Genomic DNA, 23,029 nt, shown 5'->3' with positions numbered 1-23,029 from the left:
TTTTAGGATCATAGTATTGTTTACCATCAATAATAAAATCTAAAAATGTTTTATTGTATATTCTAAAAGTGTGCTCAAAATTTTTTTTTTAAATTGATTTTTAGCATCTAATGATAAATTTAGTGAATTTAGTACGCTTGCATAATTTGTGCGAATTTTATAAGATTTAGGCATTAGTTCCTTATTAAAACTAAAGTACTTAGAATCGACTCAACTTTCACCAATTGTAAAAATTTTAAACAACTTATTTAAGACAAAAACTGTTAATCAATCTTTATTATTATTTAATTGTGAACTAAAATAATTTTTTGCTTCTAAAAATGATTTCATATTAATAAAATTATTTAAATGATCATTAATCTTTTGTTTTGATAAATGGGGATCTTCCCTAATTAAATTTTTAATTGCCTGTGCGTAATAATTTGCAACATAATATAATTCAGCATTTCCATTCGGGTATAAAATTATTTTATTAGCATTATAAATTAGTTTTAAAATAACATCTAAACGATTTTGATCAATTCAATATTGATAACACCAATGGCTTAGATAAAAATCATATTTAATATCTTTAAAAATACTTAAATGATAATCAACATTTTCGCTTAGTCAATTATTATTTTTAACAAAATCTTCTTTTAGTTTTTTATTATCTATTTGGTATTTAGGTGTTTGTTTTAAATTAGAATAAATTAGTAAATCATTGCTAGTTGCCATTAAATTATGTTCATTATTATTCGCATATTGGTTAATAACAGATATTCAATTAACTCTTGTATCCTTAGAAATTGCTTGGTTTGTTAAATATTTATTAGAATCAAGTTCAATATAAGGAACAAAAGTAATAATTTTATTAGTTTTAGCTTTAGAAAAATTTTGATTATTTAAATTGTCTTTTTTAGCTTCTATTTCACCAATTATTGCATTAAATTGTTGTAAATATGCAAATGATGCATTTCACTCGTTGATGTGAAAAGTTGGATTTTTGTTTTTTGCTGAATCAAGAATTTGTTTTTATCGCTCTGTTGCTTGTTGCTCACTAAACTCAAATGAGTTTTTCGTAATTCATGTTTTATTATTACAAGCTGTTGCAACTATAGTAGTTTGAATAATAATCATTGTGAATGATAATGATGAAAATAAGATTTTTTATTTATTTTTTTAAGCACGACTTATATCCTCTAAGATGAAAAAATAACTCCAAATTGTATTTGGAGACACTATGTTAACATAATAATTAATATACTTCATTTTGATCTCAAAATGCTTGCCTAAAATATTCTAATTATTTGTTTATTTTATTTTAACAAATTTAAATAACTTTATACTTGCTCTTCTTCTAAAATTTTATTAATACAAGCCACAATAGCTTTTTGTTCTTCACTATACTGACAAACATGATTTTCCATAGCATTTTTTACATAATCAATAATTGTTTTAGCAATTAAATTATGATTATGTGCAAATTTAAATGGAAAATAATATGTAATGTACATCATTAATAATTTATTGGCTAAATGTAATAAAGAAGGATTTTTAGCTAAATACTTATTTAGATAATTTTGAATTTGGTCAATTTCTTGGTAATGGTTATTAAAATTAACAGGGTTAACATTTTTTGTTTGTTTTAAATATTTATTGTAAAAATTAAAATTTTGATCAATATTATTAGTTGCTAATAAATCTAAAATATCTAATTTTGTTGATCCATTAATTAATTTATTTGTTAGCAAGCTATTTAAAAATGTAATATCTAATTCATCCATTTCATTAATGAAACGCATTAAAAAAGTTTCTAAATATGCTAAACTAACATAAGTTGTTTTTGGATCATGAATTTTACAATAAAAATCTGTTTTAGCTAATTTTGCCTCATTTTCATCAATAAAGTTAAGTTCGGCACTTTTTTTAATTTCTATAGCAAATGCTTCAAATTCTTGTAAAGTTTTTAAATCAATTAATGGATTATTAAATTCATTAGAAATTAAATCATATGCATACGCATAATCATGTTTTTTTAAAACCTGTTTAGCCTGTATTAAAATATCATCAAAATATTTTTTAATGTAGCTTTTATTATTATTCATTATCTTTAACATTCCCTTTTTTATTTTTAAAATGATGCAAACCATTTTTTTTATTAAAATGTTTTTTTAAATTATAATTTCATTCATTAGTGTGTTTATTAAAATTAGTTTTAAAATCATCAATATCATCTAAAACGTGTAGTTTAATCAATAATTGACGAGTGACAAGTTTACGAAAATAACCTTCTTTAATATAATTTTCAATTTTAGTTTCAACGCTTAAAATTTTTTGAATCAAATCTTCTGAATAATGATATTTTTTGGCATTTTCAATAAATTCATTAACATCAACTTCTTTTCATTTATCATCTGATGAAATTTTAAAATCTAAATCAAAATCATAATACTTAACTGCTTGCTCTTCATAAATAAAAGGAGATGCAACATTAATATAAAACTTGATACCATCATTTTCAACCGTTGCAATTAAATTAAACCACTCATTTTTAAAAAAGAACCAATAACTCATCTTATTTGTAAATGATGGAAAATTACGAACAGATTTTTCTTCGCTAGTAATTACTAATGTATTAGTTGAAGATAAAATTAATAATTGATCATCAATATAAACAACTTTTGGATTATTTCAAGAACGATACAATCAACCATTAAGTTTATAAGCATGCACCATTAGTTCATCACCAATTTTTAATTGATCTAGATCTTGAAAATTTTCATTCTTTGTTTGTTTTTTTTCTTGCATATGTTTATCCTTTATCTAATTTGTTTGATAACTAAATTAATTAAAATATCAACATTAATATGATAATATTCTTGTAAAATTTGCATACAATCTACAAATGCTTTATTGCGTAAACAAATAATATTAAAATCATCAATTTCATAATTTATTGGAATATTAATGTTATACCAATAAAAAATTATGTATTTCAAATATATTTGTTCCAATTGCTTATTCAATAAAAAATTACTAATATTTAGTACTTTTATTAATTCTTTAATTTCTAAGTATCAACAATCTAAATCAAAATTTTGTGATTGATTATTTTTATTAATTATTAAAAAAAATCGATAAACATAATCGCTAAATTTTTTTCAACTATCTAATGATATTTCTTTAAAAACCATTTTAGAATTAAAATAAATTGTTGCAATTAAGAATTCTAATTCTTTTTTATATTCATTTAAGTTTTTAATTTCTTTTTTAATCAATTCGTAATGAGTATTAAATTCACGTTTAATTTTTTTAATGTTCATTTGTTGATCCTAAAATTTTTTCAATTTCAATTTTTAAAAAATCTAATAAAGCTTTGATTTTTGCATAATCCATTCTTGTTGGACCTACAACGGTAATTTGATGATTAGTGTTTGCTAAATTAATTTGAGTTGTTGCAATGGCTAAATGTTCGTGGCCAATTTCATTTCCTAGCATAATTTTTGCTAACCCATCAGTTTTTTTGTTTAAAGCAATTTGTTGTCAAATTGTACTGTCTTCTAATAAATTTAGTAAATCATTTAGTTTTTGTTGATCTTCAAATTCAGAATGTTTAGTTAAGTATTTAACTCCATAAGTTTTAGAATCAATGTTAGGTTTATAAGCGTAAAAATCAAAAACACGATGTACAATTTTACTAAAATAGTATTCTACTTCTTCAAGTTTATTACGAACTATATCGACAATTAAATCTAATTTAGAACTGATTAAACTAAGTTTAGTATCAACTAATCGTTCATCTAAAACACTAAAACACGTTTGTAAATCATTAAATTTTGTGTTTTTATCAAGCTTAATTGAATGAGTTAAAATGTTTTCGCTTGAAGTTACAATTAACACTAACGCCGAATTATCATTGATTTTTACTAAATCAATTCGTTTTAATAATTCATCACTACTTGTTTTTGTAACAACAGCTGGTAATTGGGTTGTTTCATTAATGATACTTACAGCAGCATTTAAAATTTCATCAATATTGGAATATCGTTTACTAAGGATTTTATGTAAACGCATTTTAAAATTATCAGAAACATTATTATTTTTATTAATTAAATTTTTATTATAAAAATCATAACCTTTTAGTGATGGAACACGCCCACCACTAATGTGCTGTTTTTCAATTAATCCGTTTTTTTCAAGAAACATCATTTCGTTACGAATTGTAGCAGAAGATTGATCTTTGAATTCTTTTTGTACTAAAAGTTTTGAAGAGACCGGTGTTGCACTAATAGTGTATTCATCGACGATAGATTTTAATACTTTTTTTTGCCGATCACTTAATTTTAATTCTATTACTTGTTCTTGCGATGTTTTAGTATTCTTCATTAAGGAAACCTCCACCTTTAATTCATAATTCTTCAAAATCATTAATAATTGTACTTAGTTTTGATTCAATTTGAAAAGCGATTGATTCAATGTTATTCTCAAGATAAAACTTAGAAAAACCAGCATTTCATTTTTCTAACTCATAAATTTTTAAATCATAATTTCCTTTTAAGTCTCATTCTTTAGAACTAATTTTATTACCATTAGTGCTTTTTATTAATCATACTTGTGGTTTTTGTTGGAATGAATAAATTAAACTATATTTTTCATTACAATAATTGATATCAATAACTTGATTACTTTGTTTAAAATTTAAAAAACCTTCTGTTAATAACCTAAATTCTTGAAAAAAAGTACTTATTTTTTTAATTAGTTGTCCCACATTAACTTCATTAAAATGATATTCAATATATTTATGCATAATTTTTTTATTTTGATTTGCAACAATAGTGTAAGGAATTAATAAACATAACAAAAAGAAAATTCCTATGATAACACAAGTTATTGCCCCATTATTTAAATTAGCGCCATTACCTTTATTAATAAAAGCACCAAGAATTAAAATTCCCACACCAATTATAAAAATGATAATTAAACTAATTAATCCAATTAAACGATTTTTTAATAATTTTTCTTTTAATTTTTCATCATTAAAGTATTGTTTAATAAGATCTTGAGTTTTTAAACTAATACAATATTGATTAAATTCTTTTTTTAAATTTATTGTTTTCATTTTTGAACTTTCTTTTTATTAAATATGATTATTCATTTATACATAATTATAAAAAATAAATAATTATATAAATTATAATTTAAAGTTAATGGATCTAAAATAAGGAGTTAGTTTATGCCATTTATTAAAACGCCAAATAAAGATTTTGGATTAGTTGATAACCAAATTGTTTTATCAAGCGATTATAAAAAACGTTATCAACGATATTTTGCAAAAATTACAGGTAGTAGATTAGGTTCTATTTTGAATATTGGTGATTTTACTAATCCAGTTCGTACCTGAGCAATGATGGTTAAAATTTATAATGAACCAATCGATCCAATATACGCTCAAGCCGGTGTTGTAATTGAACCAAAAATCAAAGATTATGTTGAGACTGTTTTAAAAGTTAAATATAAACAATACGAACCTGCGCAAATTGGTTATGATGTGTTTAAAGATAATCAAATTTTTGGTGGAATTCCGGATGGTGAACCAATTGATGAAAATGGTCAATTATTGTACCCAAATCAACCAATGTTAGAAATTAAAACAACATCTATTGATAGTTTTTCATTTAAAACAATTGATTATGTTCTTGTGCTACAAAAAGATGAACATAATCATCCAATTATAAAAAAGAAAGGCGATAAACGTGCAAAATGATTTAATAATGATGAAAGTGAAGTTATTATTTCAGATGAATATCAATTACAATTAGGATTGTATTGTTATTTAAGAAAAATTAGTAAAGGAATTTTTGCTATTGCTTTTTTAACAAGTGAAGATTATATTAATCCGCAAGCATTTGATATTAATAAAAATGAAATTATTTTAGTTAATTATGAGCTTGATCTAAATGAATTCGAAAAAGTTATTTCAAAAGCAAAAACATGATACGAAGAGTATATTATAAAAGGTATTAGTCCTAAATTAACTAAAGAAGATCTTGAATGATATAAGGTGTGAATCAATAAATATGAAACCAATAATTTATATTAAATATGGGGAATTAACACTAAAAGGTAAAAATCGAACACAATTTATAAAAGTTTTAGTGCACAATATCAAACAAATATTAATACAATATCAAAATTTAACATATTGTGTTGGTTATGATAATTTGAAAATTATCAATTTAGAAAATTATAATTTAAAACAAATTATTGATGATTTGAAAGAAGTTTATGGAATTGCTTTTATTTGTATTGCTTATCAAGTTGATAAAGAACTTAGTGAAATTCAATTAGCTTGTAAAGAATTTATAAATGATTATGAACAAACATTTAAAATTGAAGCCCGTCGTAGTGATAAAAGTTTTAAATACAATTCAATGGAAATTAAACAAATGTGCGCTGCTTATTTATTGCAAAATTCACCCCTTTTAAAAGTTGATGTTCATCGTCCACAACTATTAATTAATATTGAAATAAAATATGATTGTGCTATAGTTTATGGTCATAAAATTATGGGTGCTAAAGGATTGCCGGTAGGTATTAATGGTAAGGCCTTAGTGTTACTGTCTGGAGGAATCGATTCTCCTGTTGCTTCTCGTTTAATTATGAAACGAGGAATTAGTATTGATTTTATTACATTTATTACTCCGCCGCACACTTCACAAAAAGCTTTAGATAAAACAATTGCATTAGCAAAACAAATAACATTAGATAATAAATTAACAAAAGCGAATCTATATGTATGCAATTTCACTAAATTACAAGACGAAATTGCGCACATTTCTAAAGAATCTTATCGAATTACACTTATGCGTCGTTATTTTATGCGTATTGCTAAACGTTTAGCAATAAGTGTTAAAGCAAATGCTTTAGTAACTGGGGAGGCACTTGGACAAGTTGCTTCACAAACTTTAAATAGCATGCAAACAATTAGTAGTGTTTTAGATAATTTTTTAGTTTTAAGACCTTTAATAGCTTACGATAAAGAAGAAATAATTAGTTTAGCTAAACGGTTTAATACTTATGAATTATCGATTTTGCCATACGATGATTCATGTAGCTTGTTTGCACCTAAGAATCCAACAACCAATCCTAATGTTCAAACAGCTGCTAAATTAGAAGAAGAATCATTAGTTTTAGATGCAATTTATGAATTAGTTTACACTAAAGAAATCACTAAAATTAATTTATCATAAAATGGGAGAAAATTATTATGCAAAAAGATTTGTTAACAAAATTAATTGAACAAACATATGGTTTTAATAAAATCACTATTTTTGTTCATACAAATCCTGATTGTGATGCTTTAGGTTCTGCTTTCGCATTAGCACGAATTTTAAAATTAAATACTTTTGGAACAAGAGTTAAAATTGTTGGGGTTAACGCATTAAATCCTAATGATTTTAAAAATTTTTTTACATTTGATCCCAATGAAGTTGATGATGAATTTATTAAAGATTCAATAGCTTTTATTGTTGATACAGCTAATCAAGAAAGAGTTTTATCACAAAAACATAGATTAGCAAAAAAAACAATTTTAGTTGATCATCATGTAAAAACAATAACTTATACTGATCTTGAATACATTAATGATCAATCAATTGCAGCTTGTGAAATGATAGCATATTCATTAATGCATACTAATTTAAATTTTGATTTAAAAACTTTAAATTATCTTTTATTAGGTATTACTACTGATTCAAATCGTTTGATGTACGATAAAGTAAGTGATTTTACATATGAGATTATGTCTTGATTTTTTAAAAATAATGTCAAACATTATCAAATTTATCAACAATTGTATGAACGTAATTTAAATGATATTTTATTTGATAATGAATTGGTTAAAACAATCAAAACACAAGGACAAGTTGCATACTTAAACATTGATCCGCAATGAAATCAAAAATATCATTTTACAAGATGAGGAGATAAAGTTTATTTATTAAGTAATATTAAAAATTATCCCATTTGATTCATCGTATATTTTGATGAAAATACAAATACTTATAAAGTCTCATTACGAAGTAATAAGTACAAAGTACGTTTGGTTGCTAGTCAATTTAATGGAGGCGGACATGATTTGGCAGCAGGTTGTAGTTTAACTAATATAGATCAATTAGAAAATTTATTAAGTGCTCTTGATGCACTAATTAAAAATAAAATAGTTGTTGATTAAATAAAAATATAAGCCATTACCTAATTTTATTTATAATATTAGGTAATAAATTAATAAAATTTTTATAAGGATGTGTAATAAATTATGAGTGATAAAAAAAGTGATTTTGAAAAGTTATTTGAGCGTTCAAAAGTACAAGAAACATCTATTTTCGATATTAATGATATTGATGAACAAAAACCGTACGAAGAACATTCGATTGAAGAATTATCATATATCTTAGAATATGAAAAAATTGATAAGAAAACACGTGAAAAGATCAAAAAAATTATTAAAGAGAAACAACAAAATTTATAATGTTTATTAATTTAAATGTGCATTCACATTATTCTTTACTTAATAGTACTTTAAGTATTGATGATTTAATTAAATACGCATTAGATAACAAACAACCATACGTTTGCTTAACTGATTTAAATAATATGTATGGCTGTATCGAATTTTATGATAAAGCAAAAGCACATAATTTAACTCCTATTATCGGATTAGAATTTGAATATCAAAATGCTACTTTAGTAGCTTATGCTAAAAATTATAATGGCTATTTAAAATTAATCAAATGATCATCTTGAATTATGACAAGTAAAGAATTTGAAATTCAAGATGATTTTGATGACTTAATTATTGTTTGTAAAAAAGGAACTATAGTTTTTAAGAGTCCTAATTTTTATCAAACGCATGATCAAAATGCTCCTAATGCGATTGCATTACAAAGTGTTTTCTATGCTAACAAAAATGATAAAATTGTTTTTTTAGCAATGTTAGCAATCAAAAATGATTTAAAGTTAGAAGATTTTAAAAATTGTTGCGATTTTGATAATAATCATTTTCTAAATGATAATCTAGCACAATCATTTTTTTCACCAATTGCTTTAAATAATTTAAATAAAGTTTTAAATGAATTAAAAGTACAAATTCATGATTTACCAATTAATATTCCGGTTTATGATAAACAAAATTCAATTATTTCAAGTGAAATTTTAAAACAATTATGTATTAGCGGATTAAAAAAACGCTTAAATGCTAACGATGGCCAAGTTAATAAAATTTATGTTCAAAGATTAAAATATGAATTAGATGTTATTAATGAAAAACAATTTGATGATTATTTTTTAATTGTTTATGATTTTATTAATTTTGCTAAAAGTAATGGTATCATTGTAGGGCCAGGACGTGGGAGTGCTGCTGGTTCGTTAGTAGCTTATTGTTTACATATTACAGATATTGATCCTATTAAACATAATTTAATTTTTGAACGTTTTTTAAATCCTACCAGAAAAAGTATGCCAGATATTGATACTGATATTATGGATGAAAAACGCGATCTAGTTATTGAATATTTATTTGAAAAATATGGCAATGATCATGTTGCTTACATTTTAACGTTTCAACGTTTAAAAGCGAAGATGGCTATTCGAGATGTAGGGCGGATTTTGGGAATTGATTTAAAAGTAATTGATAAAATTTGTAAAAATATTAAACCTGAATATGATGAAGATCTTGATTTAGCAATTAAAAAAAATACGATTTTAAAAGAAATGTATCTTTTGCATAAAGAGTTGTTTGAAATTTCTAAAAAATTAATTAATGCTCCTCGCCAAATAGGCACACACGCTGCAGGGATAATTTTAAGTGATAGTTTAATTTCAAATATTATTCCAATTCAACTAGGTATTAATGACCGTCCTTTATCACAATATTCAATGGAATATTTAGAGCGTTTTGGTTTAATTAAAATGGATTTATTAGGTTTGAAAAATTTAACAATTATTGATAATGTTTTAAAAATGATTTATGAAAATCAAAATAAAAAAATTGATCTCTTTAACATTAACTATAATGATAAATTTGTCTTTGAAGATTTAGCTAAAGCAAGGACAAACGGAATATTTCAACTAGAATCGCCCGGAATGAAAAAAGTACTATTAAAGGTCAAACCTCAGAATATTGAAGATATTTCTATTGTTTCAGCTCTTTTTCGTCCTGGTCCACAACAAAATATTAAAACATTTGTTGAACGTCGTTTTAAACGTGAAGAGTTTAGTTATTGAAACGAAGCCACAAGGAAAATTTTAGAACCAACTTATGGAATTATTGTTTATCAAGAGCAAGTGATTGAATTAGTTAAAACTATTGCAAATTTTGATATTGCTACTTCCGATAATTTTCGCCGTGCAATATCAAAAAAAGATGAAAAAATTTTAATCCAATTAAAAGATGATTTTATCAATGGTGCTTTGAATAATAATTATAAACAACCATTGGTTAATCAAATTTTTGAATATATTTTTTCGTTTGCACATTATGGTTTTAACCATTCACATTCACTAGCATATTCATATATTAGTTATTGATTAGCGTATTTAAAACATTATTATACATTAGAATTTTTAAGTGTATTATTATCACATACTAGTGCATCAAAAGATAAATTATTATCATACTTAAATGAAGCAAAAGAATTTAATATTAGTATCAAGGGCCCTGATATTCAATATTTTAGTAATGATTTTGTTATTGATACTCAAAAACAAATAATTCGTTTTGGTTTCAAAACAATTAAGGGTTTTGGTGATGAATTACTTAAAAAAATCAAATCTGCTCTGCAAAAATCAACTTTAAGCGATTATATTTCATACATTGATGCTTTAAAAAAAGGCAATGTTAGTTTAAAAAACATTGAAATTTTGATACGAGTCGGCACTTTTGATAGTTTTGGAATTAATCGTTTATTTTTATTAAATAATTTGAATGAAATTTTTGAAAAAACAGGATTGAATGGTCATTTTTTTGATTTAAATTTAGTGGGTTTAGATTATGCAAAAGATATGAGTGTTAATGATCGTTATTTAGATGATGAAATTCAGTATTTAGGAATTGATTTGAATAGTTTAAATTACGCAAATTATAAAACTGAAATTGATTATAATAAACTAAAATATACAATTAAAGACTTTTATGAAATAAACACAAATTATGAAACAAACATTCTTGCACAAGTTTTAAACATTAAGCAATCAAAAACTAAAAACGGGAATGATATCTTTTATTTAGAAACACTAATTGATAATAAAAAACAAACACTAACAATTTTTCAAAATAGTAAATATTTAATTGATGAAATTAGTATTGGAGGTATTTATGTTTTTGGAGTTAAATTATTAAATCATTTTAATTTTATTGTAAATATTAAGCAAAGGATTTAGATTATGAAAAAAGCAATTGTTATTGATGGAAATTCATTGATTTATCGAGCCTTTCACGCTACTTATAAACAAGCTGAATGAGCAGTTGAAAAACAATTAATGCCTACTAATGCCATTAAATTAGTAGCCTCAATGATTTTTAAGATTTTAAATCAAGAACAATTTACTTATGGTTTAATTGCTATGGACGCTTCTAAACAAACTTTTCGTGCTCAAGAATATGCTGCTTACAAAGCGACACGTAAACCTATGGATGCAAAACTAATTGTTCAATTACCCTATTTAAAAAAACTATTCGTTGCTATGGGTTTTCGAATAATTTCACAACCTGGAATTGAAGCTGACGATTTTGTTGGTTCTTTTAGTAATTTAATGAATAAGTTTGATGTTGATACAACTATTTATAGTTCAGATCGTGATATGTTGCAATTAATTAACAAAAACACAAAACTTAAACTCTTAAAAACAGGGACAAGTGTTATGCAAGAAATTAATTTAACAAATTTTTCATTATTAAATAATGGCATTTTACCGTATCAAATTATTGAATATAAGGGTTTAGTGGGTGATAGTAGTGATAATTTAATTGGCGTGAAGGGAATCGGCCCTAAAACAGCTATTAATTTACTTTTAAAATATGATAATATAGAAAATATTTATACTAATTTAGAAAAAATAGCACCTAGTGTTAAAAATAAATTAATTGAACACAAAGATATGGCTTTTTTATCAAAAAAATTAGCGGCGATTCAAACGGATTTATTGTTTGATGAAAAATTAGAAAATTTTGTTTTAAAACCATATAATACTCAAGAATTAGATGAGTTATTCACATCTTTAAAAATAAATAATATGCAAAATTATTATAAATAATTTATCCATATTATAATCTGCTATATAAGGGGGTTTAAAAAATGCCAGAGCTACCAGAAGTACAAACGATTGTTGATTATTTAAATCATCATGTTCTCGATATTTTTATTAAAAAAACTATTGTTCATTTACCTAAAATTTTAAAAAATAAAACACCACAAGAATTTGAAAAACTGTTAATTAATCATAAAATAGTCAAAATTAAACGTCTTGGTAAATATTTATTATTTTTTTTAAGTAATAATTTAGTATTAAGTGTACATTTGCGGATGGAGGGAAAATTTTATTATCAAGCAAAAGAGGAATGATTTAATTTAGCACATACTCATATTATTATTGAATTTAATAATGGTATGCAATTAAGATATAATGATACGCGTCAATTTGGAACTTTTCACATTTATGAGCAACAATCTTTTTTAGATTCAAAAGAATTAAAAAAGATTGCTTTAGATCCGCTAGATAATAATTTTTCAGCGCAGTATTTGTATGAAAAATTAAAAAAAAGTAATAAAGCCATTAAAACAGCCTTGTTAGATCAATCTGTTGTTTCAGGAATTGGTAACATTTATGCTGATGAAATTTTATTTGCAGCTAAAATTTTTCCTACAATATTAGCTAAAAATCTTACTTTAAAAAATTATGAAAAGATCACAAAAGAAGCACAACGAATCTTATTATTATCAATTAAAAATAAAGGAACAACAATCCACACTTATAAATTTGGTAATGATGAAACAGGTTTGTTTCAAAAGATGTTATTAGTTCACACACACGCTAAAGAACCATGCCAAATTTGTGGAACAATTATTCAAAAAACAAAGGTCAACGGTCGGGGAACTTATTATTGTCCAAATTGTCAAAACTAAAATTAATTAATCTTTTACTAGTATTTTAAATTCAAAATTGTTATAATAATTAATGTTTAATTTGCTCAAGTGGCGAAATGGCAGACGCAGTTGACTCAAAATCAACCGAGAAATCATAAGGGTTCGAGTCCCTTCTTGAGCACCATTATATTATTTATTAAAAAAACGATATGCCCTTTATTGTGCGTATCGTTTTTTAAATTTATTTACTATATTTTATTAAATCTTGAACCTTATTTAATTTTTCTCAACTTAAGTTTAAATCATCACGACCGAAATGACCATAAGTTGCTACTGGTAAATATTTAGTTGTTCACAATTCTAAATCATTAATAAACGTTTTGATATCAAAATTAAAACTTTTATTAATTGCTTCAAAAATTTTCTTTTCATCAACCAAATTAGTCTTGAATGTATTAACAAACATTGCCACAGGTTGTGGTTCTCCAATTGCAAAAGCTAATTGAATTTCACACTGTTTAGCAAGCTTAGCTGCAACAACATTTTTAGCTATTCAACGTGCAAAGTATGAAGCACTACGATCAACTTTAGTAGGGTCTTTGCCACTAAAAGCACCACCACCATGATGACCTATTCCTCCATAAGTATCTACGATAATTTTTCTTCCAGTTAAACCAGTGTCACCAATTGGACCACCAATTACAAATCTCCCTGAGGAATTAATAATTTTTTTAAAATCGGTATTTAAACCATATTTTATAGCAATTTGATCCATAATTGTGCTAACTTTTTTATTAAAATATTCAATGTTATAATCTTCATCATGTTGAATACTTACCAACATTGTCTCAATAACAGGCGTACAATTAGAATAATCAATACTTACTTGTGATTTCATATCAGCTTGAATTTTAACAAATTCTTTATTACGTCTTTGTTTTTCGATTTCTTTTAGTAATTCATGAGCTAACACTGTTGTTAATGGCATATATTGAGGTGTTTCATCACAAGCATAGCCAAAAACAATTCCTTGGTCACCAGCTCCAATTAAATCTTTATTTGCTTTATTAACACTTTGCGCTATATCTACTGATTGTTTATTAACATTAGAAATAATCGTAAAATCATTTTCATTATAGCCTAAAGGTTTAATAATTTCTCAAGCGGTTTTTACTACATCAACATATGCATGCGTGGTAATTTCCCCAGCAATAACAATTAAACGATTACAAGCTAAAACTTCACAAGCTACACGTGAATTTTTATCTTGTGCTAAGCATTCATCTAAAATTGCATCACTAATCTGATCACATATTTTATCTGGATGGCCTGCACCAACAGATTCGCTCGTTATAATTTTTTTATATTTCATACTAAATTCTTTTCTTTCTACCATTATTTTATTAATATTGATTTCTTATGATTTTTAATTAAAGCATAAGCATAAGCCCCAATCATAGCAGCATTATCACCTGTATAAATCATTTCTGGAATATATGATATAACATCTAAAGATTGAATTTTTTTACGGAGTAAACTATTAGCTGATACGCCTCCCCCAATTGCTAAATGATTTAATTTGTATAAATTTAAGTAATATTTAATTTTCTTTATAATTTCATTAATTGCAAATTTTTGAAAACTTGAAGCAACAACAACAGGGTCAAAACTTATCTTTTTTTGTTTAGCATTATGAATGTAATTAATTACAGCAGTTTTTAACCCACTAAAACTAAAATCTTTAGCAGCGGGCTGTGATTTAATAAATTCTAATGTTGCTAAATTTTCTTGATAATTTTTATCAATAATTGGACCCCCTGGATATTTTCAACCAAGAACACGAGCAATTTTATCATAACATTCACCAATTGCATCATCGTGTGTTTGATTTAAAACTTTGATTTCATCATAATCATTTACTAAATATATACAACTTTCCCCTCCTGAAACCACTAATCCCAAAAATGGAAAAGTCAAATTTTGATTAATACTTGCACTAAAAACATGCGCATGTAAATGATTGATTGGCACTAATTCAGCATTAATTAAAACAGCTAATTGTTTCGCAAAAACTTTTCCTACATGTAAACAACCTGGCAAACCAGGCATTGCAGTGTAAGCAACGTGAGTGATAGTTAAAGGGTTGATTTTTGTTTCATTTAAAATTTCATTAAATAGGTGATTAATATTTTGTTCATGATAACGACTTGCTAATTCAGGAACAACACCGCCATGAAGTGATTGTATAGATGCTGAACTACTAATTTTATGAGCAATTAATTTATTATTTTCAAATAACGCTAAACTTGTTTCATCACAACTTGATTCAATGCTTAAAATTAAATAATTATCATTCATGTTCTATTTTATTTTATTAATTACTTTATAACAATTCATTGATAATTCATCATTGTACATTTCTTCATCAGGGAAATGATTTCAACAACGTAAGCACTTTTTAAAATTAGCATTAGCCACATTTGTGTTATTAGCAAATTCAATCTTAGCAACACCAAACCATTTTGCTAATAGTTTTGGATTATTTATCAAATAATCATCTAAAATCAAATTTTTTGCAATTGTTACAAAAGCTTCATTATTTTTCTTTAAAATATTATTTTTTCGTGCATTTTCAAGTTCATTAAAAATTTGATCTTTAATACTAAAGAATGCTTTAACATGAGCAATGCCTTTTTTGAATTGAAATTGGGATTGATCATAAAAATCCTCTAAACGGATTGATTCTTTTTTATTAGCATCTTTTAAAAACGAGTAAGCTTCTTCAGTTGTGTGTGGAATAATTGGTGTTAAATCAATTAATGAATTTTTTAAAATTCAATAAACTGCTGATTGAATTTGTTTGCGAATTGGATCATTAATTGCCAAACAGTACATATCATCTTTAATATTTTCAAAATATCATGATGATAAATCTAAGATAAATTTGTTAAATAGTTTAACAACGGTTTGATAATCAAAATTCTCATATGCTTTAATAACTTTTATATGTAACTCATTAAATTCATTTAAAACAAATTGCTCTTCTTGACGAACATTAAAACTAAAATCAACACTTGGTTCAAAATCATTTAAGATTGATAATGAATATTTAAATAAAGTATTTCTAATTCTTCGGTAAATTTCAGCATTTTGTTTTAATATCTCTTCTGAAATTCTTGTATCATTCTGATAATCTGAATTAGCAATTCATAATCTTAAAACATCTGCTCCATAAATCTTACATACATCTAATGGATCAACAACATTTCCTTTTGATTTTGACATCTTATATCCTTCACCATCTAGAACCATTCCATGTGCTACTAAATATTTATAAGGTGCGCGATTGTTTAAAATTGTCCCTGTAATTAATGAAGAATTAAATCAACCACGATATTGATCATAACCTTCTAAATAAACGTCTGCTGGATAATTTAGGTTATAGTGTCCTAAAATATTATATGAACTACCAGAATCAAATCAAACATCCATAATGTCTTTTTCTTTATAAAAAGTTTTATTTTTCATACTTAAATACTTAGGTGTTAAAAAAGCATTTACATCTAAATCAAATCATGCATTAACACCTTTTTCATTTAAAACATTAATGATATTTTCTACTAATTCATGATCCATAATTGCATTATGATTCTCATCAAAAATCATAGGAATAGGAACACCTCAAACGCGTTGACGTGATATACATCATTCCTTACGATTAACAATCATTTCATGCATTCTTTCAATTCCTCTAAAACTAGTTGATTTAACATCGTTATTTAGGGTCTGCAAAATGTTAGGTAAAATTTTTTCAATAGAAACAAACCATTGTTTTGTGGCACGATACATAACAGGTTTTTTTGTTCTTCAATCATGTGCAACACTATGAGTGATAACTTCATGATGGATTAATAAATGTTCATTCATCAAACGATTTAAAATAACTTGATTAGCATCTTCATAAAACATATTTTCTAATTCTAAATCATTTACTAATGCATTGTATTTACCAAATTGGTCTATCATAACTACTGTTTCAATACCATATTTTTTACATGCATAATAGTCTTCTAAACCAAAAGCAGGCGCATTATGAACTAAACCCGTTCCGTCATTAGCACTAACATACTCATCCATGATCACAAAAGCATGCTTTTTACTAATTGGTGAAATATATTTTATTTTTTCTAAAGTATTAGCTTTAAAATCTTTAATTCATTTATAATCTTCAAACCCAACTTTTTTTACAAAAGTTTCAACAAGAGGTTTAGCGATTATATAATTTTCATTTTTATATTCAATTAAACTGTAAACTAATTCTGGATGAATTGCAATTGCTAAATTAGCTGGTAATGTTCATGGAGTTGTTGTTCAAATCACTAATGATGTTGGTTTATCAGTAAACAAATCATTATGATCAACTACCTTCATTTTTACGTAAATAGCTGAAGATTGACGATCAGCATACTCGATCTCTGATTCTGCTAATGCTGTTTGTGATGATCATGACCAAAAAACAGGCTTAAAGTCTTGATAAATAAAACCTTTTTTTAGCATATAAGTAAAAAGTTTTAATTGATCTATTTCGTAATTATGGTCTAATGTCAAATAGCGTTGTTTAAAATCTGATATCATTCCTAATCTTAAAAATTGTTGTATTTGATTATTAACTTGTTCTAAAGCGTATTTTTTACATTGTTCACGACGTTCATTAACACTTAGATTAGATAATTTAATTTTTTTAGATAAGGCAACCTCAATTGGTAAACCATGTGTATCTCATCCTGGAATATAAGGAGAGTAATAATTATTCATATTGTGATATGAAACAACAAAATCTTTTAGTATTTTATTTAAAGCGTGACCAATATGAATATTTCCATTTGCATATGGCGGCCCATCATGCAAGATAAAAGGCTTCTTGTCTTTATTTTTAGTTAGCAATTTTTCATAAATTTGGTGTTCAACTCAAAATTGTTGAATTTTTGGTTCTTTAACGTTTAAATTAGCACGCATTTCAAAACCTGTAGTAGGCATATTAAGGGTGCTTTTATAATCTTTCATACTCTCTTTTTCCTTTTTTTGTTTGAATTATTTACTTAAAACAACATTACTAAGACTCGTAATAATGTTGTAATATAATTATTAAAGTTAAACATTAATTTGGTTTAATTAATACTTAGAATTATACTAAAAAATAAGGAGTGCTTGTTATTTGTCAGCAAATTATTTTTTAATTGGTTTAACTATTTTTTGCATTACTTGTATTGGTTTAGCTAATTTTCTTATTAAACCAATACAAATTAAAAAACATAATTGGTTAACATGAAATTATTTTATAAACACTAAATGAATTATTAATACTCTAATTAGCATAAGTTTTTTAATTTATTTTTGTTGTTTGCGATGAGCACCAAATATTCATGTTTTTTTTATTAATCATATTGAAATAATCAATGTTTTAAGGGATAAATTTAGTGATGATATTGATTTATATGAAGCATCTATTACAATTTCACGCACATTTTTATTAGATTGATGTCCTTGTTTTTCAGTATTAATTTCATGTGTAGCCATTTTTGATAAAAAACAGATTATTATTAATCATTTAGGTTTTTTGTGCTTTTGTTTTGGTTTGTTAACAATTATTGGTGGACTAATTGGTGATGAACCAATTAGATGAAATCGTTTAATAACTTATATTTTTATAGGGGACAAGCCTAATCCCATTTATTTTAGTTTACACTTTTATTTGTGTCTTTTTGGATTTTATTTATTTGTAAACACGCGTAAAACCATTAAAATATACTGGATATATATCATCATTCATATTATTCTAATTACTTATATCATTTATGTTAACGTGATGATATTAATTTTTAATATTAAGAATAACGCTAGTGGTTTTAGTTTTGGTGATTGATATTCTCCAATTTATGCACAATATGGTACCGTAGCACAATTCTTACAATTAAATTACCGATTAAACGCTTTAATTATGTGTTTATTTATGTATGCAATTTTTATTGTAGGTTATTTAATACGTTATCACTTGCAAAAAATTTACATAAACAAATATAATATAAAGTATAGTCAAGAGAGGAATTATTTTGCTTATGTCAAAAATTGTCGATAACATTGATATCAATGCATTAAGAATTAATCATTATGAAGAATGAGAACAAAATCATATTATTAAGGTAATTAATGCTTATCGTCATCATGAATCAAAAAAAGAAAAATTTAAAATGATTCATGAATTGATTAAAAACCACCAAATGCATTTAACGAAATTAATTCCGTTGTTTGATGTATCAATTTCTGGTTATTATAAATGACTAGAAGACTTAAAAATAGATCAAGTTTGTCCAATTAAAAAAAGAAATATGGATTTAATTGAAAAAATTTGTAAAAGTCATAAGCATTATATTGGTTGTCGTAAAATTCAAAAAATTCTTGAAACACAATATAATGTTAAATTAAATTACAAAACAATTAATTTATATATGAATAAAATGGATTTATGCAAACCTTGTCATCATGAACATCATGAAAAAAAGGAATAACGTTGTCTATTTTTTCATAATTAATTATGATTATTTTTAGCAATCAGATATGATGATTGCTAATTTTTATTATTTTAGGTTATAATATATCATTGTAATTATCATATTTAGGGGGAATGTTTTAAGTATGGCAAAACGTGATTATTATGAAATTTTAGGTGTTAGTAAATCAGCAACTCCTGAAGAGATTAAAGCGGCATTTCGTAAATTAGCAAAAGAACACCATCCTGATCGTAATAAATCTGCTGATGATACTCTTTTTAAAGAAATTAATGAAGCATATGAGGTTTTATCTGATTCTAAAAAACGTGCACAATACGACCAATTTGGCCATGATGGTCCACAAGGTTTTAGCAGTGCTAGTGGGTTTTCTGGGTTTAGTGGAGGATTTGGTGGTGTTGATTTTGATATTAATGACATTTTTGGCAGTTTTTTTAATAATGCTTCTAGTTCACATAATTCATCAAACCAATATGAAACATATGATATTCACTTACGTTTACATTTAGATTTTATGGAAGCTGTTAATGGTATTTCTAAAAATATTAATTATGATCGTAAAATTACGTGTCATAAATGTCAAGGAACAGGTGCAAAAGATCCTAAAGATGTCAAAATTTGCACTAAATGTCACGGTAGAGGAACTAGCATTGAAAATGTTCATTCCTTATTTGGAACAATTCAACAAGAAGTTGAATGTCATGAGTGTGAAGGAACAGGTAAAGTTGCTAGTAGCAAATGTGAACAATGTTATGGTAAAAAAGTTATCAATGAACGTGTTAATTTAACTGTTGAAATCCCAGCAGGTACACGAGAAGGTGAAAAATTATTAGTAAGCAAAAAAGGTAATATTGTCAATAATCAAGAATTTGATCTTTATTTACACATTAGTGTTAAACCATCAAAGTATTTTGCATTAGATGGTTTAGATATTTATTCAGAAACTTACATTGATCCCATCAAAGCAATTGTTGGAGGAATAATTGAAGTAGTAACAATTAATGGTATTAAAACCATTGAAATTCCTTCAAATACTCCTGAAGGTAAAAAATTTAGAATTAGTGGATCAGGAATCGTTAATAAAAAATCAAATATTTTTGGTAAAAAGAATGGAGATTTTTATACTACAATTCGTTATGCAAAGCCAGTTGAATTATCCAAAGATGAAATTGCTTATTTAAAAAATATTTCTACTCGTACAAACCAAAATGTTGAGTATTATAAAAATAAAGTATTAAAGGAGATTAGTAAATAATGAGCAAAAATAATGAAAACATCAAACACCAAAATAATGACAAAGTTAACAACCAAGTTGATAAAAAAGAAACTAAAAATCATAATAAGCAAGAATTTAAATATAAAGAATTATATGAACATGAATTAAAGAAAAATAAAGAATTACAAAATATCAATACACTTTTAAAAGATAAAAATCAACAGTTAGAAGAGCAAATTAGTCAATTAAATCAAGATTTTATCAAACAATTAGAAACAAAAGCAAAACAAGCACAACAAATTCTAGAACAAAAAGTTAATGAACTAGAAGCACGCCATGAAGCCAAAGTAAATGATGCTGTCTTTAAAATTTTCAAATTTAAAATGGAACCTTTATTAGATGCAATTAATCATTTTACGAAAATTGTAAATCAAAACTATGATGATCCTAAAATCCAAGCTTTCATTGAGGGGTTTAAAATGTTTTCTCAAAACATGATTGATGGTTTAGATAATCTAAAAATTACAAAAATATCTCCACAGGTTAATGATAGTTTAAATGACGAAATAATGGAAGTTTTTGAAGTTGTTGAAAACACAAACAAACCATCAATGCATGTAGTTGAAGTTATTAGTGATGGTTTTAAATATAATGATAAAGTTATTAAATTTGCAGTTGTAAAAGTTGCTAAATAAAATAAAAAAAGTGAATAGCATTTTATAAATTGCTTTCACTTTTTTTATTTATGCTCTATAAATGCATGGTAATAAAATTGCATTTAAAAAAATTAGCCAATTAAGATTTTATTATTTTTGTATTTGTTAATGAATTTTAATATGGTTCAATTTATGCTAAAAACAAGAATTTGATAACCGATTAGTGCGAATAACATTGTTACAAAAATAGGATTACCATTTGCGCTTGGTCAAATATTCGTAATTGCTCCATAAACAGTAACATTTGCTAAAAGAGGTAAAAATAGCGCATACATTGCATAAATTACTACATAAAACATAAATCCTTTTCATGCATAAAAATACTTTATGTGAATTGCATATTTATTTTTGATAATACAATAATAAGCAAAAATTGTAAAAGATATTGGAGTAATTAAATGATTATAAAAACCCACCATATTATTAAATCAAACTCAAGTTGATTGCCGTGAAAACATTGGAAACAAAACACATAATCAAATTGAACTAATAATTAAAATGTAAGACAAAACAATTAATAAAACACGATTGTTTTTTGTACAACGTGCTTTTGGATTAATAAAATATAAGAATGCAATTCCAATACACATTCAATTCCCTTGAGAAGTAAAATAATGCATATTATGAAATCAGACATTGTTTGTGTAAATAACCTTTTCGCCTAAACTATTTTTGTTAAAAATAATCAAACGCCCTGGATTCTTCGGGACATAATCAATCGATGAAAAAATTATAAAAGGAATAGCAATAATTAAAAAAACTAAAGCGAAAATTGTTTTTGAATTTTTGATATTAAATTCAATTTTATTATTTTCACTTAATACATGATAAAAACTACGTTGTCAGTAAAAAGATCATGATGTTCAATTTTTAACAATAATAACATAAGCATAAGGATTAAATAAAATTGACGCTAATGCAAAATTAAATGTTTCAAATTTATTTAATTTTACATATTCTAATAAATAGCCAAAGAAGAAAAAATTCACCATTATATATCATGCTAAAACATATAAAACAATTGCGATTGCTGTTTGCTGATATGTAAATATAAATTGGCGATATTGGTTCGAAATGACATCGTTTCGATATAAAAAATGTGGATCAGAAAAGAAAATACACAAACTAATAATCATAATTAATACAAAAATATTATTAATAATAATTAAATTTAAAAATTTAGGAGCATAAGTTTTTAAATTATTTTGCAATCGTATTTGGTTAGTATTATCAAATGTTTTATTAATAAATTTCTTATTATTAATCAAGTTATCACATCCTTATCGCTTTAATATTTAAATATTATTATAGACAAAAAACATTGCATAATTGAAATTTATGCTCAAAATAATTTTTATTTTTAATATTTAAGATTGAACTTGTGTGTTATATTTAATATTGACAAAT

22 protein-coding genes and 1 tRNA gene are annotated in these 23,029 nt (G+C 24.9%); 13 read left to right on the top strand and 10 right to left on the bottom strand.

Annotated features, from left to right (window positions below; all coding sequences use genetic code 4):
• Nucleotides 1–39 precede the first annotated feature (39 nt).
• Nucleotides 40–717: a hypothetical protein gene (locus UPA3_RS02235; protein WP_010891766.1), complete on the bottom strand. Its 678-nt coding sequence runs from the start codon at nucleotides 715–717 to the stop codon at nucleotides 40–42.
• 250 nt (nucleotides 718–967) lie between these two features.
• Between UPA3_RS02235 and UPA3_RS03390 the strand changes: the two genes are divergently transcribed.
• Nucleotides 968–1,165, top strand: coding sequence for a hypothetical protein (locus UPA3_RS03390; protein ID WP_006688975.1), 198 nt, complete (start codon nucleotides 968–970; stop codon nucleotides 1,163–1,165).
• Between the two features lie 157 nt (nucleotides 1,166–1,322).
• On the opposite strand, the gene UPA3_RS02225 is transcribed toward UPA3_RS03390, so the two are convergent.
• Genes UPA3_RS02225 through UPA3_RS02205 form a run of 5 tightly spaced genes read right to left on the bottom strand, consistent with a single transcriptional unit; the run spans nucleotide 1,323 to nucleotide 5,101 of the window.
• Nucleotides 1,323–2,087, bottom strand: a complete 765-nt coding sequence (locus UPA3_RS02225; RefSeq protein WP_006688797.1) for a DUF3196 family protein — start codon at nucleotides 2,085–2,087, stop codon at nucleotides 1,323–1,325.
• Nucleotides 2,080–2,790 carry a DUF402 domain-containing protein gene (locus tag UPA3_RS02220; protein WP_006688560.1) on the bottom strand — a complete coding sequence of 237 codons (711 nt, stop codon included), beginning with the start codon at nucleotides 2,788–2,790 and terminating at the stop codon, nucleotides 2,080–2,082. The genes UPA3_RS02225 and UPA3_RS02220 overlap by 8 nt, the downstream gene beginning before the upstream one ends.
• Before the next feature lie 11 nt (nucleotides 2,791–2,801).
• Nucleotides 2,802–3,305: a hypothetical protein gene (locus tag UPA3_RS02215; RefSeq protein WP_006688424.1), complete on the bottom strand. Its 504-nt coding sequence runs from the start codon at nucleotides 3,303–3,305 to the stop codon at nucleotides 2,802–2,804.
• Nucleotides 3,295–4,368 (bottom strand): heat-inducible transcriptional repressor HrcA, encoded by a 1,074-nt coding sequence (hrcA, locus tag UPA3_RS02210; RefSeq protein WP_006688647.1) that lies wholly within the window; start codon nucleotides 4,366–4,368, stop codon nucleotides 3,295–3,297. Before hrcA ends, UPA3_RS02215 begins: the two co-directional genes overlap by 11 nt.
• Entirely contained in the window at nucleotides 4,355–5,101 is a 747-nt protein-coding gene (locus UPA3_RS02205) for a hypothetical protein (RefSeq protein ID WP_006689050.1), read from the bottom strand. Before UPA3_RS02205 ends, hrcA begins: the two co-directional genes overlap by 14 nt.
• Before the next feature lie 114 nt (nucleotides 5,102–5,215).
• On the opposite strand from UPA3_RS02205, the gene UPA3_RS02200 reads away from it, so the two are divergent.
• The 8 genes from UPA3_RS02200 to UPA3_RS02165 all read left to right on the top strand — a co-directional run bounded on the left by UPA3_RS02200 (nucleotide 5,216) and on the right by UPA3_RS02165 (nucleotide 13,308).
• Nucleotides 5,216–6,082 carry an MPN551 family DNA-binding protein gene (locus tag UPA3_RS02200; RefSeq protein ID WP_010891763.1) on the top strand — a complete coding sequence of 289 codons (867 nt, stop codon included), beginning with the start codon at nucleotides 5,216–5,218 and terminating at the stop codon, nucleotides 6,080–6,082.
• On the top strand, nucleotides 6,060–7,232 hold the full coding sequence (thiI, locus tag UPA3_RS02195) for a tRNA uracil 4-sulfurtransferase ThiI (protein ID WP_006689025.1): 1,173 nt from the start codon (nucleotides 6,060–6,062) through the stop codon (nucleotides 7,230–7,232). Before UPA3_RS02200 ends, thiI begins: the two co-directional genes overlap by 23 nt.
• Nucleotides 7,233–7,249: 17 nt before the next feature.
• Nucleotides 7,250–8,215 (top strand): DHH family phosphoesterase, encoded by a 966-nt coding sequence (locus UPA3_RS02190; protein ID WP_006688714.1) that lies wholly within the window; start codon nucleotides 7,250–7,252, stop codon nucleotides 8,213–8,215.
• 84 nt (nucleotides 8,216–8,299) lie between these two features.
• Nucleotides 8,300–8,512, top strand: coding sequence for a hypothetical protein (locus UPA3_RS02185; protein WP_006688799.1), 213 nt, complete (start codon nucleotides 8,300–8,302; stop codon nucleotides 8,510–8,512).
• Nucleotides 8,512–11,421 (top strand): DNA polymerase III subunit alpha, encoded by a 2,910-nt coding sequence (locus tag UPA3_RS02180; protein WP_006688481.1) that lies wholly within the window; start codon nucleotides 8,512–8,514, stop codon nucleotides 11,419–11,421. The genes UPA3_RS02185 and UPA3_RS02180 overlap by 1 nt, the downstream gene beginning before the upstream one ends.
• 3 nt (nucleotides 11,422–11,424) lie before the next feature.
• On the top strand, nucleotides 11,425–12,294 hold the full coding sequence (locus UPA3_RS02175; RefSeq protein WP_006688635.1) for a 5'-3' exonuclease: 870 nt from the start codon (nucleotides 11,425–11,427) through the stop codon (nucleotides 12,292–12,294).
• Nucleotides 12,295–12,335: 41 nt separating this feature from the next.
• Nucleotides 12,336–13,163 (top strand): DNA-formamidopyrimidine glycosylase, encoded by an 828-nt coding sequence (gene mutM / locus UPA3_RS02170; protein ID WP_006689001.1) that lies wholly within the window; start codon nucleotides 12,336–12,338, stop codon nucleotides 13,161–13,163.
• A gap of 63 nt (nucleotides 13,164–13,226) precedes the next feature.
• Nucleotides 13,227–13,308, top strand: a tRNA-Leu gene (locus UPA3_RS02165).
• 57 nt (nucleotides 13,309–13,365) lie between these two features.
• Here UPA3_RS02165 and metK read toward each other — a convergent pair.
• Genes metK through ileS form a run of 3 tightly spaced genes read right to left on the bottom strand, consistent with a single transcriptional unit; the run spans nucleotide 13,366 to nucleotide 18,188 of the window.
• On the bottom strand, nucleotides 13,366–14,496 hold the full coding sequence (gene metK, locus UPA3_RS02160) for a methionine adenosyltransferase (RefSeq protein WP_006688973.1): 1,131 nt from the start codon (nucleotides 14,494–14,496) through the stop codon (nucleotides 13,366–13,368).
• Between the two features lie 23 nt (nucleotides 14,497–14,519).
• Nucleotides 14,520–15,482 (bottom strand): tRNA (adenosine(37)-N6)-threonylcarbamoyltransferase complex transferase subunit TsaD, encoded by a 963-nt coding sequence (gene tsaD, locus UPA3_RS02155; RefSeq protein ID WP_006689092.1) that lies wholly within the window; start codon nucleotides 15,480–15,482, stop codon nucleotides 14,520–14,522.
• A gap of 3 nt (nucleotides 15,483–15,485) precedes the next feature.
• Complete coding sequence (gene ileS / locus UPA3_RS02150; RefSeq protein WP_006688542.1) at nucleotides 15,486–18,188, bottom strand: isoleucine--tRNA ligase; 2,703 nt, start codon at nucleotides 18,186–18,188, stop codon at nucleotides 15,486–15,488.
• A gap of 151 nt (nucleotides 18,189–18,339) precedes the next feature.
• Here ileS and UPA3_RS03355 point away from each other — a divergent pair, with 151 nt between their 5' ends.
• From UPA3_RS03355 to grpE, 4 genes are all read left to right on the top strand, one after another.
• Nucleotides 18,340–19,260 carry a DUF5378 domain-containing protein gene (locus tag UPA3_RS03355; protein WP_006689037.1) on the top strand — a complete coding sequence of 307 codons (921 nt, stop codon included), beginning with the start codon at nucleotides 18,340–18,342 and terminating at the stop codon, nucleotides 19,258–19,260.
• Nucleotides 19,241–19,690 carry an IS3 family transposase gene (locus tag UPA3_RS02140; protein ID WP_006688772.1) on the top strand — a complete coding sequence of 150 codons (450 nt, stop codon included), beginning with the start codon at nucleotides 19,241–19,243 and terminating at the stop codon, nucleotides 19,688–19,690. The genes UPA3_RS03355 and UPA3_RS02140 overlap by 20 nt, the downstream gene beginning before the upstream one ends.
• 127 nt (nucleotides 19,691–19,817) lie before the next feature.
• Nucleotides 19,818–20,945, top strand: coding sequence for a molecular chaperone DnaJ (gene dnaJ / locus UPA3_RS02135; RefSeq protein ID WP_006689084.1), 1,128 nt, complete (start codon nucleotides 19,818–19,820; stop codon nucleotides 20,943–20,945).
• The gene (gene grpE / locus UPA3_RS02130; protein ID WP_006688590.1) at nucleotides 20,945–21,601 is read left to right on the top strand and encodes a nucleotide exchange factor GrpE; all 657 of its coding nucleotides are present in this window, start codon (nucleotides 20,945–20,947) and stop codon (nucleotides 21,599–21,601) included. Before dnaJ ends, grpE begins: the two co-directional genes overlap by 1 nt.
• A 92-nt stretch (nucleotides 21,602–21,693) precedes the next feature.
• Here the strand turns inward: grpE and UPA3_RS02125 are convergent, their stop codons facing one another.
• Nucleotides 21,694–22,890, bottom strand: a complete 1,197-nt coding sequence (locus tag UPA3_RS02125) for a DUF1600 domain-containing protein (protein ID WP_006688697.1) — start codon at nucleotides 22,888–22,890, stop codon at nucleotides 21,694–21,696.
• Nucleotides 22,891–23,029 lie beyond the last annotated feature (139 nt).

Source organism: Ureaplasma parvum serovar 3 str. ATCC 27815 (assembly GCF_000019345.1).
Taxonomy (GTDB): domain Bacteria; phylum Bacillota_I; class Bacilli_A; order Mycoplasmatales; family Mycoplasmoidaceae; genus Ureaplasma; species Ureaplasma parvum.
Note: the sequence above shows the minus strand (reverse complement) of the source record. Positions and strands in the feature narration are given on the sequence as shown.